Annotated in this window: 14 protein-coding genes; 10 read left to right on the top strand and 4 right to left on the bottom strand. The window is 57.1% G+C overall.

All coding sequences use genetic code 11. The features are described from left to right. Positions 1-1,089: an amino acid ABC transporter permease gene (locus AC53L6_RS23020; RefSeq protein ID WP_496909533.1), complete on the top strand. Its 1,089-nt coding sequence runs from the start codon at positions 1-3 to the stop codon at positions 1,087-1,089. A gap of 117 nt (positions 1,090-1,206) precedes the next feature. Here AC53L6_RS23020 and AC53L6_RS23015 read toward each other — a convergent pair whose 3' ends face one another. Further along, positions 1,207-1,848 carry a VOC family protein gene (locus tag AC53L6_RS23015; protein ID WP_496909532.1) on the bottom strand — a complete coding sequence of 214 codons (642 nt, stop codon included), beginning with the start codon at positions 1,846-1,848 and terminating at the stop codon, positions 1,207-1,209. Between the two features lie 203 nt (positions 1,849-2,051). On the opposite strand from AC53L6_RS23015, the gene AC53L6_RS23010 reads away from it, so the two are divergent. Both AC53L6_RS23010 and AC53L6_RS23005 read left to right on the top strand, forming a co-directional pair. Beyond that, positions 2,052-4,355, top strand: a complete 2,304-nt coding sequence (locus tag AC53L6_RS23010; protein WP_496909531.1) for a molybdopterin-dependent oxidoreductase — start codon at positions 2,052-2,054, stop codon at positions 4,353-4,355. Next, entirely contained in the window at positions 4,352-5,143 is a 792-nt protein-coding gene (locus tag AC53L6_RS23005) for an IclR family transcriptional regulator (RefSeq protein WP_367181145.1), read from the top strand. Before AC53L6_RS23010 ends, AC53L6_RS23005 begins: the two co-directional genes overlap by 4 nt. Position 5,144: 1 nt before the next feature. Here AC53L6_RS23005 and AC53L6_RS23000 read toward each other — a convergent pair whose 3' ends face one another. Further along, positions 5,145-5,546: a rhodanese-like domain-containing protein gene (locus AC53L6_RS23000; RefSeq protein WP_299210030.1), complete on the bottom strand. Its 402-nt coding sequence runs from the start codon at positions 5,544-5,546 to the stop codon at positions 5,145-5,147. Positions 5,547-5,663: 117 nt separating this feature from the next. Between AC53L6_RS23000 and AC53L6_RS22995 the strand changes: the two genes are divergently transcribed. From AC53L6_RS22995 to AC53L6_RS22965, 7 genes are read left to right on the top strand one after another with little or no spacing between them, the layout of a single operon-like run. Then, positions 5,664-6,938 carry an NAD(P)/FAD-dependent oxidoreductase gene (locus AC53L6_RS22995; RefSeq protein WP_496909530.1) on the top strand — a complete coding sequence of 425 codons (1,275 nt, stop codon included), beginning with the start codon at positions 5,664-5,666 and terminating at the stop codon, positions 6,936-6,938. Between the two features lie 3 nt (positions 6,939-6,941). Next, entirely contained in the window at positions 6,942-9,029 is a 2,088-nt protein-coding gene (locus AC53L6_RS22990; protein ID WP_496909529.1) for a hydantoinase/oxoprolinase family protein, read from the top strand. Beyond that, a complete protein-coding gene (locus AC53L6_RS22985) occupies positions 9,026-10,672 on the top strand; it encodes a hydantoinase B/oxoprolinase family protein (protein WP_496909528.1) in 1,647 nt (548 codons plus the stop codon). Before AC53L6_RS22990 ends, AC53L6_RS22985 begins: the two co-directional genes overlap by 4 nt. 17 nt (positions 10,673-10,689) lie before the next feature. Further along, complete coding sequence (locus AC53L6_RS22980) at positions 10,690-11,433, top strand: SDR family NAD(P)-dependent oxidoreductase (RefSeq protein ID WP_496909527.1); 744 nt, start codon at positions 10,690-10,692, stop codon at positions 11,431-11,433. Positions 11,434-11,443: 10 nt separating this feature from the next. Continuing rightward, positions 11,444-13,351, top strand: a complete 1,908-nt coding sequence (locus AC53L6_RS22975; protein ID WP_496909526.1) for a propionyl-CoA synthetase — start codon at positions 11,444-11,446, stop codon at positions 13,349-13,351. 3 nt (positions 13,352-13,354) lie between these two features. Next, the gene (locus tag AC53L6_RS22970) at positions 13,355-13,699 is read left to right on the top strand and encodes a RidA family protein (protein ID WP_496909525.1); all 345 of its coding nucleotides are present in this window, start codon (positions 13,355-13,357) and stop codon (positions 13,697-13,699) included. 16 nt (positions 13,700-13,715) lie between these two features. Continuing rightward, a complete protein-coding gene (locus AC53L6_RS22965; RefSeq protein ID WP_299606467.1) occupies positions 13,716-14,453 on the top strand; it encodes an amino acid ABC transporter ATP-binding protein in 738 nt (245 codons plus the stop codon). Between the two features lie 114 nt (positions 14,454-14,567). On the opposite strand, the gene AC53L6_RS22960 is transcribed toward AC53L6_RS22965, so the two are convergent. Next, the gene (locus AC53L6_RS22960; RefSeq protein ID WP_299750734.1) at positions 14,568-15,239 is read right to left on the bottom strand and encodes a response regulator transcription factor; all 672 of its coding nucleotides are present in this window, start codon (positions 15,237-15,239) and stop codon (positions 14,568-14,570) included. 99 nt (positions 15,240-15,338) lie between these two features. After that, positions 15,339-16,922: a sensor histidine kinase gene (locus AC53L6_RS22955; RefSeq protein ID WP_299707189.1), complete on the bottom strand. Its 1,584-nt coding sequence runs from the start codon at positions 16,920-16,922 to the stop codon at positions 15,339-15,341. Between the last annotated feature and the right edge of the window lie 9 nt (positions 16,923-16,931).

Below are 16,931 nucleotides of genomic sequence, written 5' to 3'. Positions count from 1 at the left end.
ATGGCGGATCTTTCGATTTCTCCACCAAACCGGACACAGTCAGCGCTACAGGCATTGCGGAAACGAGCGTTTTCGTCGCCCAGCGATGCAGCTTTGTCGATTGTCGTCTTTGGTCTTCTGGCTTGGCTGGCCTGGACCCTGTTTGACTGGGCCGTCATCCGCGCGGTCTGGTTTGAAGAGAATGTCAGCCAATGCGGAAAAGGCACCGGGGCAGGGGCGTGCTGGGCCGTCATTGATGCCCGCCACAGGCTGATCCTGTTCGGCCTCTATCCGTTTGACCAACACTGGCGATCGACCTTGGCATGTGCCGCCATCATCGCGACGGTCGTCTCGTCCTGCTTTCCCATCATGTGGAGCACCAAGCGGTTGGCGACACTTTGGATGGCTGGCTTTGCCACCTACTACCTTCTGATGGAAGGCAGCCTGCTGGGTCTGCAACAGGTCACAACTGATGGATGGGGTGGCTTGTCACTCACACTGTTTTTGTTCTCGTCAGTCGTTCTGTTGGGTATGCCCATGGGCCTGGGCCTCGCGCTGATGCGGCGTTCGGAAATGCCATTTGTCCGTGGTTTCGCCGTGGTGCTGATCGATTTCGTTCGATCTCTGCCACTTTTGACCACGCTATTCACCGCCGCCGTTGTGCTGCCAATCATCCTGCCAAGCTGGTTGGAGGGGGACAAAATCTGGCGCGTAATCATCGCCTTCGCGTTGTTCTTTGCGTGCTATCAAGCTGAAGTATTCCGTGGCGGTTTTCAGGCCATCCCGAAAGGCCAGTTCGAAGCAGGCAAGGCGCTCGGATTGACCTATTGGCAGATTCTGGGGCGGATCGTACTGCCGCAAGTGTTCCGCCATGCCCTCCCCTCGACCATCAACATGGTAGTGATCACCTTCAAGGAAACGGCAATCGTTATCATCATCGGCTTCTTTGATGTGATGGCGTCGGCCAAGGCTGCGTTCGGTACGGGTGAATGGGCACCATACTATTTGGAAGTCTACGTTTTTGTGGCTGCTATCTACTGGATTTTCATCTTTTCCCTCGGTCAATACGGCGAGTATCTGAAGGGTCGGATGGCGATTTCAGAGCGTTAAAACAACCTCTCTGCAACTTAAAAAGCCGCCCAAGCGGCAGCTCTTTTTTGCTTTCTGGATTGGTCACCACGCCTTTGCCGATGACTTTTTAGGCGTGGTTCTTAGATATCTCTGGTGTCAGTCCAAGGTGACGGAGCCATTCGGCGTGTTCAGTTCAAACGACATGGCCATATCCCCTTCATGCACCTGCGCAAGATGATCAACGCCAAGCGCAACCAGCGTTTCAGACAGCGTTGCAGGATCAGGGTGGTTCAGGTGCACAGCCTCCAGGGTCACACCCAAATCCTGTTGACCAGTTGAGGGGTGCGGGCCCGGGGACCATTCGATAAAAGCTGGCAAAAGGCCCTGCATCGGCAGGCTACCATCCTTTGGCACCGTCAAACGCCACGACCGGTCACCGCGGGTAAACAGCACGACCTCCCCCAACTCGATCGGTGACGCGGCTATGACAGCATCCAGATCATCTGTGCCAACCACCCAGCACAGCGCGCGAGGCCGTTCCAGCAACCGCGCCTGAGTTTTTGGATCGTCCAGTGTGAACCAACGCGCCCGGCCGGGATCGGCGGGCGCATCTGGATCAATGGCGATCAACTCAAAAAAGCTTTCGTTGCCAGATTGCATGACACAGTTGTGGGTGCTCATCGCGTCATGCTTGCCGCCGCGCGGCACATCAACACCAAGCGTAGTCTTTAGTGCTGAAATGCCCTGTTCGAGCGTATCTGCTCCTATGGCGAAATGGTCGATCTTGTTGTTAGGCATGGTGCGGGTCCGTTTGTGATTTCAATCCACCCGCCTTTGCGAGCCGCCCGTATTGAACAAAATGGTTAGAAATAGTCGTGCGGCTTGATGAATTGGGTATTGAGTGATCCCATATTGAATTCACCCTGACAGGGCTGCAATATTGTGTCAATATAAAGCATGACTGTTCAACATAGCAGCACAATTACATCGAGGCATACCGGGTGACGACATCAAGGCTCACGGCAAATCATTGGGGTGTTGGGCGCGCCCAGATCGTCAACGGACGTATTGTAAAAGTGACCGGCCACCTGGACGATCCGGACCCCTCTCCCATCAATGACAATATTGCGAGCAGTTTGAACGGTCGTGCACGCATTCTACGGCCAGCCATCCGCAAAAGCTGGCTGGAGGGGAACCGAACGGCGAAGCCACGCGGCAGAGATGCGTTCGTCGAAGTGTCATGGGGTCACGCACTGGACCTGATTGCCGACGAGGTTCAGCGTGTGCGCCGCGACCATGGTAACGAAAGCATCTTTGCCGGATCATATGGCTGGTCAAGCGCCGGCCGCTTCCACCATGCGCAAAGTCAACTGAAACGGTTTCTAAACACGGTCGGCGGCTTTTCGTTCTCGGAAGGCAACTACAGCTACAATGCTGCGCTCGTCATGATGCCTTACATTGTCGGTCCGTTTCGCCAGCATGTGGCGCAGGCAACGCGATGGACTGTCATTGCGGATCACAGTGATCTGGTGGTCATGTTTGGCGGTATGGCAAAGCGCAACACGCAAGTGAGCGACGGCGGAATTGCGACACATCGAATGCAAGACAACATACGCAAATGTGCTCAAAACGGCGTTGAGTTCGTGAACATCAGCCCTTTGCGTTCGGATACCGACCCGGTCCTGAAGGCGGAATGGATGCCGGTGCATCCCGGATCAGATACGGCCTTGATGCTTGGACTGGCATTCGTTCTGTGGTCCGAAGATCTTTTGGACCATGCCTTCCTCGAACGCTACTGCGTAGGTTTCGATCACTTCGAAGCATACCTGTCAGGCAAGGCCGACGGCATACCCAAAACACCCGAATGGGCGGCGGGTTATACGGGATGCAGCGCCAATGGTATCCGAACACTCGCCCGCCGTATGGCCAAAAGCCGCTGCATGATTTCCGTTGCCGCCGGAGTGCAGCGCGCGGACTATGGGGAACAACCGCTTTGGATGGCGGTTACGTTGGCCGCAATGCTGGGACAAATCGGATTGCCCGGTGGTGGCTATGTGATCGGTTACGGGGTGAACGGCAACGTCGGCAATATGGAGAGGTTGTTTCGATGGGGAAGCCTGCCGCAAGGCAAGAACCCGGTCGGTAACTACATCCCCGTTGCAATGATTGCCGAGATGCTGCTGAACCCTCGTGGCACTTATCCATATCGTGGTGAAACCCGTACCTTCCCTGATGCGCGCCTTGTTTGGTGGGCGGGCGGCAATCCGTTTCACCATCATCAGGACTTGGGCCGCCTCCACGACGCGTTTCAGCGCCCGGAAACTGTGATCGTCAATGATTTGAACTGGACAACGATGGCGCGACACGCGGACATCGTTCTGCCTGTTGCGGCTGCGCAGGAACGGGAGGATTTCGGAGCCGGGAAATCAGACAACGCGCTTGTCCCAATGCATAAACTTGCAGATGCTCCAGGTGAAGCGCGCGTTGAATATGACATCTATTGTGATCTTGCGGCCAGGTTGGGCACAAAGAATGCCTTCAGCGAACAGCGCAGCAGCCTCGACTGGATGAAACACATTTGGAACCAGACGCAAGAGACCGGTGCAAACCATGGCGTTGATCTACCCGATTGGGACGCTTTCCAAGCTGGCGACGTTATTAAGATCCCAGATCCATCGCCAAATCAGGTCTTTCTGGCCGAATTTAGATCAGACCCTGTTGCCAATCCGCTGCCAACTCCAAGCGGACGGATCGAAATCTATTCTGAAACACTGGCGTCCTTTGACCTACCGGATTGCAAAGGTCACGCCAGTTTCTTCCCGCCTCGCGATTTGGAGACGGGTCAAGGTGACCTGTATCTATTGTCCGGCCAACCCAAAACGCGGCTGCACAGCCAGCTGGACAACGGAGACTATAGCCTCAGCCACAAGATCAAGGGGCGTGAACCAGTTTTGATCCATCCAAAGGACGCCACCCGACGAGGGGTGTCGGACGGGGATATCGTAGAAATATTCAACGCGCGTGGCCGTTGTATGGCCGGCGCCCGGGTCACTGACGAAATCCTGGAAGGGTCTATCTTCCTTTGGACAGGCGCGTGGTGGGATCCGGACTTTAGCGCCCCTCAGTCCCGCGATCGGCATGGGAACCCGAATGTCCTGACGCACGATTTGCGGACGTCGAATCTGTCGCAGTCACCGGCGTCGCATTCGGCCAGAGTTTCGTTGCATCGTTTTGAAGGTGACCTACCGGACATCACTGTACATGACGCGCCCACTCTATACAGTGAGCCGGGGCGCGGTTCATAGCGACCAGAGCGGAGGACGACACAATCACTGAGACGAAGGAACCCAAGGTCGACTCGACCCTGTCAAAGGGCCTGTCCATTCTTGAAACGTTGGCGTCCTCACCCTCGAGCATGGGTGTGACCGAGCTTTCCAAAGCGTTGGACTTGACCAAGTCCAATACGTTCCGGTTGCTGCAATCCCTGACCGTGCTCGGATACGTCCGCCAAAGCCCGGACAAAACTTATGCAGCCACACTGAAAACATGGCAGGTGGGCCGAATCCTTCTGGATAATCTCAACCTGCGCGAACTCGCTGCACCCGAAATGAAATACCTTTCGAGCGAAACGGGCGAAGCTATCTATCTGGCAGTGCCTGAAGATCTTTCAGTGATCTATATCGACAAGCGCGAGAGCTCAAAACCGATCAGGTCGTGGAATCCCGTAGGTGGATCAGCGCCCATACATTGCGTGGGCACGGGCAAAGCCATTCTTGCACAGAACTATGACGCATTGCGGGCTCAGGTTAGCGGACGACTGACCCGGCACACAGACCTGACAATCACCAACCTGACTGACCTTGACGCTGACGTCGATGAAACACGCCGCCAAGGCTATGCCTATGACAAGGGCGAGTTCCGGGATAGGATTCTGAGTGTGGGTGCCGCAATCAGCCTCCCGAATGGCCAAGCGATTGCAGCCTTGGGCATTTCCTTGCCCAACATAAACATGCCGGACAAAGGAATCGATTGGCTGGGATCATTGGTGGCACACGCCGCAGCCAGCGTTTCTGGCAAGGTCGCCAAAACCTAGGCTACTTCTTTTCTATCATCTCAACCGGACCACCCTTTTCCGCCCAGGTCGAGAAACCTTCTTTCAAATGCGCCGCCTGAAAACCCATGTCCTGCAACGTGGCAACGGTCAAAGCGGACCTCCATCCTGACGCACAGTGGAAGACATACTTCTTGTCCTCCTGGCCAAACACATCCTTGTAGTAAGGGCTGTCGGGGTCGACCCAGAATTCGATCATGCCACGCGGTGCGTGAACCGATCCGGGGATTGCGCCTGTGCGCTGCCGCTCGCGAATGTCACGAATGTCCACGATGACAACGTCCGGGTCATCCACCATACCGATCAGATCCGCCGTTTCAATCTCTTCGATCCGGTCGCGGGCCGCCTTGACCATGTCTGCTGCTGTTGTCTTGAGTTTGCTCATCTAAGTGTGCCGTTATTTAGAATATATATTTCATATATTGACACGTAATCTTGCGTGTTGCAACCTTGAGGGTAACGTATGTGACCGCTGGTCTGAACCTTGAAAGAGGTCGCTATCATGACAAAAGATGCCGCCGTTTCTCTTTGGGACACGTCAGCCGCAGAGGCGGATTATGAAAACGAAACTCTGGGCGATGTTACGGTTGACGTTGCCATCGTAGGTGGCGGCTTCACTGGACTTTCAACGGCACTGCATTGCGCCGAAAAGGGCCTGTCGGCGCATGTTCTGGAAGCCAAGCAGATCGGATATGGAGGGTCGGGCCGCAATTGCGGGCTGGTCAACGCCGCCCTGTGGCTGCAACCTCAGAAAGTGCGCGAAAAGCTGGGCACTCTATATGGCCCACGCTTTATCAAGAAGTTCGGCAGTGGCCCGGAGTACGTTTTTTCACTGATCGAAAAGCACCAGATCAGATGCGAGGTCACACGCACCGGGACAATCCACGCGGCGCACGGCCCCAGTGGCTACATTGACCTGAAGGAACGCCACGAAGAATGGCAACGGCTTGGTGAACCGGTGGACCTGCTTTCGCGCGAACAGGTCTCGGACATGATTGGGACCAACCACTTTCATGGCGGTTTGCTTGACCATCGCTGTGGCACCATCAATCCAATGGGCTATTGCCGTGGTCTGGCCCGTGCCGCGATGGGGGCAGGTGCCGCGATCAGTACCGGGGTGAGAGCAACCAAGTTGGAACGGGATGGCAATCTTTGGAAAGTGGAAACTGACAAAGGTACGGTGACGGCCAAAGCGGTCATCCTGGGCACAAATGCCTATACGGATGATCTATGGCCCAACCTGAGCCGCATTTTCACGATGATCCATTATTTCCAGCTGGCGACAAAACCCCTGGGACCAGAAGCTGATCACATCTTGCCCGGCAAGCAGGGACTTTGGGACACGGGACAGATCATGTTCAACATCCGCCGTGATGCGTTCAATCGTTTACTGGTCGGCTCCATGGGCAAGGTTATAGGGTCCAAGGACCAAGGCCTGTCACATCGCTGGGCCAAAAAGCAGATTGCCCGCATCTTCCCCAACTTGGGACAGTTTGAGTTTGACGAAGCATGGCATGGACAGATCGCCATGACCCCCGATCACTTGCCGCGGATCTACGAATTGGACGTCAATCTGTTCACACCCATCGGGTACAACGGGCGCGGGATTACAACCGGTACTATGTTCGGCGAAACGATGGCGGGTTTGTTGACAGGTATGGATCGCGCCGATCTGCCATTGCCAATGACAGCCCTACAAACCGTCCCGACCGCACCAATCGTTTCACGCATCTATCAGTCTGCATTCACCGCCAACCAAGTGCTCAAGGCAATATAGAACATGACGAATTTCAAGACCCGCGTCGGCGTTGATATTGGCGGGACCTTTACGGATGTTGCACTTGCGCACGCGGGCGGTCTCTCGACATGCAAGGTTCTGACCAACTACGCGCAGCCGGAACAGGCGATTCTGGACGGCATTCAGCTTGCTGCCGATCAGGCAGGGATTGATCTGGGTGCGATTGAACAGGTCATTCACGGCACCACGCTGGTCACCAACGCCCTGATTGAGCGTCGGGGCGCAAAGCTGGCCTTTATCACAACCGAAGGGTTCAGGGACGTGATCGAAATGCGGTCCGAGAACCGGTTTGAACAATATGACCTCAACCTGACACTTCCTATACCATTGGTGGCGCGACAACACCGGCTCACCTTGAACGAACGGATGGGCCCATCCGGTGAAGTGCTGCTTCCTTTGGACCGAGACGAAGTTGAGCAGATGGTGCAGACGATCACAGCAGGTGACTATGACGCTGTCGCCATTGGTTTGATACATTCCTATGCCAACGACGCGCACGAAGTGCAGATGGCAGAGGCGCTGCGCGCAGCAGAGCCCGACCTGTCGATTTCGATCTCGTCCGTGATTTCCCCGCAGATGCGAGAGCTTCCACGCTTCAACACCGTCATTGCAAATGCCTATGTGCAGCCACAGGTCGCAGACTATCTGGGCCGCCTTGTGCAGCGGCTCAAAGACGCAGGCGTCGGCGCGCCGGTCTTCATGCTGCACTCGGGCGGTGGCTTGATGTCGGTCGAAGATGCCGCTGAACAGCCGGTGCGTCTGCTCGAATCCGGGCCTGCCGGCGGTGCGATCTTCGCCGCCGACTACGCACGGGCCCATGGGCTGGACAAGGTGCTGAGCTTCGACATGGGCGGCACGACAGCCAAGATCTGTTTGATCGAAGACGGGGCGCCGAAAACCGCCAACACATTCGAGGTCGCGCGCACTTATCGCTTCAAAAAGGGGTCCGGCATGACCGTCTCGACCCCGGTGGTCGAGATGGTCGAGATTGGCGCAGGTGGCGGATCCATCGCCTCCATCGACGCGATGGGCCGTATCCAGGTCGGCCCAAAATCCGCAGCCTCCGAACCCGGACCAGCGTGCTATGGGCGAGGTGGACAGCAACCGACAGTCACGGATTCCAACCTGCTGCTGGGTCGTCTGGACCCCGAGAATTTTGCCGGCGGTGCAATTCCATTGCACCCCGATGCATCTGACAAGGCCGTTGCGTCGCGCCTGACCGAAACGACCGGGCTTAGCGTACAGGACGCGGCCTTCGGCGTGACCGAGATGGTCGACGAAAACATGGCCAACGCCGCACGCGTCCACACGGTCGAGAATGGTCGCGATATCGAACACTTCACAATGATCGGCTTCGGCGGTGGCGCACCCCTGCACGCATGCCGCCTCTGCGAGAAACTGGGCATTAAGGCCCTTTTGATCCCACCGGGGGCCGGTGTTGGCTCGGCCATCGGGTTCTTGAAGGCACCGTTCAGCTACGAAGCCTCGCGCGGGATGTTCCAGCGATTGTCGACATTCGACGCCGATGCAGTCAACACCATGCTGCAGGAACTGGAGGCCGAGGCGCGCGCCTTTGTCGATGCCGGTGCCAAAGGTCAGGAGACCGAAACCAAGCTCACCGCCTTCATGCGGTATTCGGGGCAGGGATGGGAGATACCCGTACCGCTCCCGCATAAGGTGTTTGAAGAGTCCGACAGCACTTTGATCCTCGCTGCATTTGAGGACGCCTATCGCACGCTCTTTGGTCGGACAATTGACGGGCTGGCCTGTGAAATAACAAACTGGTCGTTGATTGTCTCAACCGTGTTGCCTGCGGTCGCCAGAGCAGAGCGCCACTCAAATGGTGCCGGGGCCAACGCGCTGCGTAGTAGGACATTCTATGACGCCGCCAAACGAAAAACTGTCGAAGCACAGGAAGTCGCACGCGAGGCGCTCACACCCGGAATGACCATCGACGGCCCCGCCATTGTTGTCGAGCGTGAAACCACCACCATCGTCACATCAGCCTACAAAGTGATAGGGCAGGGGGATGGAAGTCTGCTTCTTCTGCGCAAGGAGGACGCCGCATGAGCACCCCCAGCAGCATCGACTTTCAGATCATGTGGAACCGCCTGATCGCAGTGGTCGAGGAACAGGCGACAACGCTGATCCGCACCGCCTTTTCCACCTCTGTCCGCGAGGCCGGCGACCTATCGGCTGGCCTGTTCGACCGACAGGGCCGAATGATCGCGCAAGCGGTCACAGGGACACCCGGACACGTGAACGCCATGGCCGAGAGTGTGACCCACTTCGTGGCCGAGATCGGCGCGCAGGACATGTTCGCAGGGGATGTGGTGATCACCAACGACCCCTGGTTGGGGACAGGACACCTGCACGACATCACCATCGTTTCACCCGTGTTCCGCAAGGGGACGCATATCGGCTACTTCGCCTGCACGGCGCATGTCGTGGATATCGGCGGGCGTGGTTTTGGGCCGGACGGGAACGAGGTCTATGAAGAGGGTCTGCTGATCCCGATCATGAAGTTTGCCGAGCGTGGTCAGGTCTCCAAGGATCTGTTGCGCCTGATCCGGGCCAATGTCCGCACACCGGATCAGACGGTTGGCGATATCTACTCGCTGGCCGCCTGCAACGAGGCGGGCGACCGGCGCTTGCAGGCCATGCTGGACGAGTTCGGCATCGACAATATCGATGGCCTGTCCGACTTTATCATCGACACAAGCCGCAAGGCCACGCACGAAGCAATCACCAAAGTCGCCGACGGCAGCTTCACCCACACCATGCAGGTCGATGGTTACGATGCTCCGGTCCACATGGAAGTAAGGTTGGACATCAAGGACGATACGCTGCTGGCCGATTTCGCGGGCACATCGGGCATGAGCAAGTTCGGCGTGAACTGCCCCGAGGTCTATACCCGCGCCTATGCCTGCTACGGTTTGAAATGTGCGATTGCCCCGCAGGTCCCGAACAACACCGGCTCACTTGAGCCGTTCCAGATCACTGCCCCCGAAGGCTGTATTCTGGCAGCAAAGCGCCCCGCACCGGTGTCGGTACGACACGTGATGGGACATCTGGTGCCGGATGTCGTACTGGGCGCACTACACAAGGCGATGCCCAACACCGTTCCGGCTGAAGGAGCCTCCGCCCTCTGGAACATTCAGATTTCAGCCCGCGCCAGCGACCCAAGCAGCAATCTGCCAAATCGCGAAGTGCTGATGTTCAACTCGGGTGGCACAGGGGCACGGCCCGCGCATGACGGTTTGTCGGCCACCGCCTTTCCGTCCGGCGTATCGACCATGAGCGTAGAAGCAACCGAACATGTCGGCCCGATCACCGTCTGGCGGAAGGATCTACGCGCAGGGTCAGGCGGTGCAGGCGCACTCCGAGGGGGCTTAGGACAAACCATCGAGATCGAGCCGCGCGACAGGTACGATTTCTATTTCAATGCGATGTTCGACCGCGTGCACAACGCCGCGCGTGGCCGCGACGGCGGCAATCCTGGCGCTCTTGGGCGTGTTGAATTGTCGGATGGGACCGCGCTGCGCTCGAAAGGTCGCCAGTTGATCAAGAACGGTCAGCGTCTAAGGTTGAGCCTACCCGGTGGAGGCGGCTACGGTGCGCCATCCAACCGTGACAAGAGCCAGGTTGCAGCTGACATTGCAGCCGGTCTGATCACACCCGAACAAGCGAAATCCGACTACGGATACGAATAGACATAGGATCGTTGACCATGACAGACACACCCATCGCTTTGATTTCCGGCGCCGCACAAGGGATCGGACTGGCCTGCGCCGAAGCGCTCGCTGAAGACGGCTACAAAGTCATCCTGGCCGACATCAAGGATACCGTGAAGGCCGAGGCAGAGCGGCTGGGCGGAGCAGGGTATATTTGCGATTTTGGTGACGTGGATGCGATCAGCGCACTGTTTGACACCATCGAAGCCGAACACGGCCCCGTCAGTGCATTGGTAAACAACGCAGGCATCGCCATGCCAGGTGATTTCCTCAGCTACGAGCTCGACGCGTTCGATACAGTTCTTGGCGTCAATCTGCGCGGCGTGTTCGTGGCAACGCAACGTGCAGCGCGAACCATGGTGGACAAGGGTATCCAAGGCGCAATCGTCAACATGTCTTCGATTAACGCCCAGGTGGCGATTCCCGCGATCCCGGCCTACTGCGCGTCCAAAGGGGGCGTCATGCAATTGACCAAGGTTGCAGCGCTTGCCTTGGCCAAGCACAACATCCGCGTCAATGCCGTGGGCCCCGGCTCTATCGACACTGAAATGATGGCAGGTGTGAACGCCAACCCCGAGGCCTTCAAAACGGCCATGTCTCGCACACCGCTGGGCCGCGCGGGCAGCGCCCGGGAAATCGGCGATGTGGTCGCGTTCCTGTGCTCTCCGAAATCCAGCTATGTCACGGGCGAGACCATCTATGTTGATGGTGGACGCCTTGGCCTGAACTACACGTGCTGAGGCCCTGACGATGTCTTCCCGCTACGCTGAAACCTACGCCGCATGGCGGGATGATCCGGTTGCTTTCTGGGGCAAGGCGGCGGAGGGCATCGACTGGTTCGAACCAGCAACTTCAGTGTTTAACCCTCATCTTGGTGTCTATGGGCGTTGGTTCGACGGGGCGATGTGCAACACCTGCTACAACTGCCTCGACCGGCATGTCGAGGCAGGACATGGCGATCGATTGGCCCTGGTGCATGACAGCCCGGTGACGGACAGCGTGTCCCGTTTCACATTCAGCGAAATGACGGATCGCGTGAGTGCCTTGGCGTATGTCCTGCGCGGCATGGGCGTGACCATGGGCGACCGGGTGATCATCTACATGCCGATGGTGCCCGAGGCCGTGTTTGCCATGCTGGCCTGCGCGCGACTGGGCGCGATCCACTCGGTCGTGTTCGGTGGTTTTGCAGCCAACGAACTCGCCACGCGGATCGACGACGCAGCACCCAAAGCGATCATCTCAGCGTCCTGCGGGATCGAGCCGGGACGGGTTGTAGCTTATAAGCCGCTGCTGGATGAAGCCATTAAGATTGCAACGGCTAAGCCAGAGGCTTGCCTTGTCCTGCAACGCGACGTGCACCGCTGCGAACTAACGCCGGGGTACGATCTTGACTATGAGGAGCAGGTCGATGCGGCCGTGAACGCAGGGCAAGGCACCGAATGCATCCCGGTTGCAGCCACAGACCCGGCATACATCCTTTATACCTCTGGCACGACCGGCCAACCCAAGGGCGTGGTCCGTGACACCGGCGGTCACATGGTCGCCCTGAAATGGACGATGGAACACCATTACGGCCTCACGCCGGGCGAGGTCTTCTGGGCCGCTTCGGACGTGGGTTGGGTCGTGGGTCATTCATATATCTGCTACGGGCCACTGCTGCACGGCTGTGCCACGGTGATGTACGAGGGCAAGCCGGTAGGTACGCCCGATGCGGGTGCCTTCTGGCGCGTCATCCAGGATCACAAGGTGGCGGCCCTTTTCACCGCGCCGACGGCTTTCCGCGCCATCAAGAAGGAAGACCCGACCGGGGCGCTGATCGCTGACTACGACCTTAGCCATTTTCGGACACTGTTTCTGGCCGGTGAGCGGTCGGATCCCGCGACCATCGAATGGGCGCAAGAGAAACTGGATCGGCCTGTGATTGACCACTGGTGGCAAACTGAAACCGGCTGGGCCATGTCCGGTAACCCGGTGGGGCTTGGTGCCTTTCCGATCAAGCTTGGCTCACCCGGAAAACCCATGCCAGGCTACGACATCCGGGTCCTGGATGACGAAGGCAACCCGGTCCCCCCAGGCACGCTTGGCAACATCGTGTGCAAACTGCCGCTGCCGCCCTCTGGCTTCCCGACGTTGTGGAATGCACCTGAACGCTTCCTATCCTCCTACATGGATGAGTTCCCGGGCTTCTATGCCACCTCGGACGCAGGCATCATTGATGAAGACGGCTATGTCTTCATAATGGCGCGCACCGATGACATCATCAATGTCGCGGGCCACCGCCTGTCGACAGGTGCCATGGAAGAGGTCATCGCCAGCCATCCCGATATTGCCGAATGTGCAGTTGTCGGCAAGGCCGATACGCTCAAGGGGCAGATGCCGCTTGGCTTCTACGTTACCAACGATGGCGTCAACCGCGACGTGGTAGAGCTTGAGCAGGAACTGGTAAAACTGGTGCGCGCCAGGATCGGTGCCGTGGCTGCATTCAAAACAGCTGTCCCCGTGATCCGCCTGCCCAAAACACGGTCGGGCAAGGTGCTGCGCGGAACAATGCAAAAGATTGCGGATGCTGCGGACTACAAACAGCCTGCCGCAATCGATGACCCTGCGATCCTGACCGAAATCACCGACGCTTTGAACGCGCGCAACCTGATTGGATAAGGCATGATTGAACGGCTCCACACCTCTGACCGCATGAGCAAGATCGTCAAGCACAACGGCGTTGCCTATCTGTGCGGCCAAGTCGGGGCAGGGGACAGCGTTGCGGAACAAACCGCCGATTGCCTGTCGCGTGTCGATACGTTGTTGGCCGAGGCGGGTTCTGATCGCGAGCATATCCTGCAAACCGTAATTTGGCTCGCCGATATGGCCGACTTTGTGGAGATGAATGCCGTTTGGGATGCGTGGGTGCCTAAGGGGCACGCCCCCGCGCGCGCCTGTGGCGAAGCCAAACTGGCACGCGACGTTCTGAAAGTCGAAATCATCGTAACCGCAGCCATAAAAGACTGACCCAAGGGAGATAGTCATGCAGCCAGCTGTCGAAATGAAGCAAGTCAACAAGTGGTACGGCACCTATCACGCACTAAGAGACGTCGACCTGAGGGTGATGAAGGGCGAAAAAATCGTTGTGTGTGGACCATCCGGGTCCGGCAAATCCACAATGATCCGCACGATCAACCAGTTGGAAGAACACCAGTCCGGCCAAATCATGATCAACGGGGAGGAAATCAGCGCAGACGCACCGAACATTGAGGAAATGCGGCGCGAAGTCGGGATGTGCTTTCAGCATTTCAACCTGTTCCCGCATCTGAGCATCCTGGACAACTGCACGTTGGCACCAATGCTAGCGCGCAAAATCTCCCGCGAAGAAGCCGAAGAGACAGCCATGGGTTATCTGTCAAAGGTTCAGATCGCCAATCAGGCCGAGAAGTTTCCCGGACAATTGTCAGGTGGTCAGCAGCAACGTGTCGCCATCGCTCGCGCGCTGTGCATGAAACCCGAAATCCTGTTGTTTGATGAACCAACATCGGCGCTTGATCCGGAGATGATCGGTGAAGTCCTGGATGTGATGGTTACGCTAGCCCAGGAAGGCATGACGATGATCTGCGTCACGCACGAAATGGGCTTTGCGCGCAAGGTCGCCGACCGTGTGATATTTATGGATGCAGGCGAAATCATTGAAGAGGGTGATCCCGAAAGCTTCTTCAGCGCCCCCAAAAGCGGTCGCACCAAGACGTTCCTTGATCAGGTTCTCAGTCACTAGATCACAGCGCCGGTTCAAAGCCGCGTACGTGCTGCACTGCTGCGAAAAGGCACCCACAGCAGGCACCGCTCGCGCTTGAGTCTTCACTATGCAGACAAGCCTGACCCATACCGCTCAGTTCATTCGGTATCCGACATTGCGCAGGGTCACGATCCGCGAACCCTCGTCGCCAATCTTGCGACGAAGGCGCCCCACATATACATCAACCACGTTGGTCAGCGGGTCAGCGTTCAGCCCCCAGACCGCGTTCAAAATCCGCTCGCGCGACAGAACGCGACCTGGATTGGTCAAAAAAAGCAGGAGCAAATCACGCTCCTTCTTTGACATTTCGATCTCTTCGCCATTGATGCAGACCTGCAAGGATTCACGGTCGAAGGTGAGTGAGCCACTTGTGACAACTGTATCGCTGGCATCTACCGCATAGTTGGTCGCCCGACGATGAAGCGCTTCAACACGGGCAATGAGCTCATCAAAGTCAAAGGGCTTGGGCAGATAATCATCGGCACCAATTTTCAAACCCTCGACTTTCTCTTCCGGACTATCGAGTGCCGTCAGCATCAAAATCGGGGTTTTTGACTTGCGTGCGCGCAATTTGCGACACACGTCCTGCCCCTGAATGCCCGGAAGCATCAGGTCAAGCAGGATGACATCATATGTGTTGGACGCTGCGTGTTCGAGCGCTTCTTCCCCGTCAGCGGCATGGTCAACGGACCAGCCTTCGGCGGATAATCCGCGCCGAATAAAGTCTGCAACGCGGTTTTCATCTTCGACAAGAAGGATGTTCATAATTGGCTCCACCCAAATTCAATTCGTGTCAGGGACTGAAACCGGCCCATGACATCAGCTATCGTTCTGTGTTGAATAATCCAAATCTCCGCTTCGTGTTTAGGCGGAATTGCGCGAAGTTTGGGCAGTCACTTCGCGAGGTCGGGGCTGTTTTGGTAGCGCAATGACAACCCGCAACCCACCGCCTGACCGATCCGCAAGATCCACCTTGCCGCCATGCGCTTCGACGATGGACTTGACGACTGGAAGGCCCAAGCCGCTGCCCTCAATCCCTTGACCGGATGCATTGGACCCACGGAAGAACCGGTTGAAGGCCCGCTCTTTCTCGGCGGGATCAAGGCCTGGGCCATCATCCTCGACCGCTATCCTATAATTCTTTGTACCATCCTCCAGTGAAACGGAAATTGACGGTCCGCCGTACCGCCGGGCGTTCTGCAAAAGGGCAAGGATAGACTGGCGTAGCCGAACAGGATCGACAGATGCCGACACCGGTTGATCGCCTTCGTTGATCTGAACCGAACCGGGGAACATCAACACCGCATCATGAATAACTTTTCTCAGATCAGTGTCGGCAAGATCGAGACGCAACTGACCCGCCTCATGGCGCGCAACGGTCAGCATATCGTCCACGATCTGGTTCGTGTGCTTTGCAGATTCCCGGATACGGGCAAGTGTATCAGACACGTCGTCACTCAGACCGCTGGATGTACGCAGTGTGACATCAGCCTCACCCAGAATAATGGCAAGCGGTGTGCGAAGTTCGTGGCTTATGTCAGCCATCAACCGTTTTCGGTTTTCTTCACCCAACTCCAGCTTGTCGATCATTTTCTGAAGTTCGGCCGTACGCGCGGCGACCAGTTCCTCGAGCTGTGCTTTCTGTTCTGCACGGCTGGCCTCCCGTTTCGCCACAGCCTCACCCATACTGTTCAGGATGACGCCCAGTTCACGAAATTCACGGCTGCCCCCCAGCTGGACAGATCCGGAATAATCCGCATTGCGCAGTCGATTGATGCTCTGTTGCAAACGAATGAGTGGCAGCCGGATCTGACCATTGAATGAAACTGCACCGACGATCAGCAAACCAATCAGCACAAAGAGCAGACCATATACAAACCGCTCATTCCACGTGCGGAAGGCATCGGCATCTGCCAGAACCTCCTGTACTTCCTCCAACTCTTCATCGACTGCGGCCTGTATCTTGCGGTCCAGTTCAATATCGATGTCGTCATCCAGCAAGGCCGCCAAACGTTCGATCTGTAGGAAGGTTTCAACTGGATCACCCGACTCCGTCAGAGTCGCGATGGCCGCATTGATCGACTGTATTTCCTCTTCAATTTCATTCAGAAGATCGAGTTCCTCGATCTCCTCGTCTCCAATCAATTGGATTTCTCGCCCGATGGTTTTCCGAATCTCGACAAGAGTTTTGGCAATTTTCTCACGCAGTTCCGTTTCCAGTTCACCGCCATCGCGATTGCCAATCAGAAGCGCGTCACCATGTTGTTTGAACAACCGATAGACATCGGCCTCAAGCCGCAGGTGAAGGGCCCGGGATTCCTGAGCCAACTGTGTACGCGCATCCCACCAGCGCGCTTTTTCCACACTGTAAAGCGTCAGGCCGGCAAATGCGCCCAAGAGTAAAACAATAACGGCGGCGTATACGCCAAAAAGGGTGGTAGAGCGCATCTGATAGTC

Source organism: Tateyamaria sp. LSS28, assembly GCF_059611725.1.
Note: the sequence above shows the minus strand (reverse complement) of the source record. Positions and strands in the feature narration are given on the sequence as shown.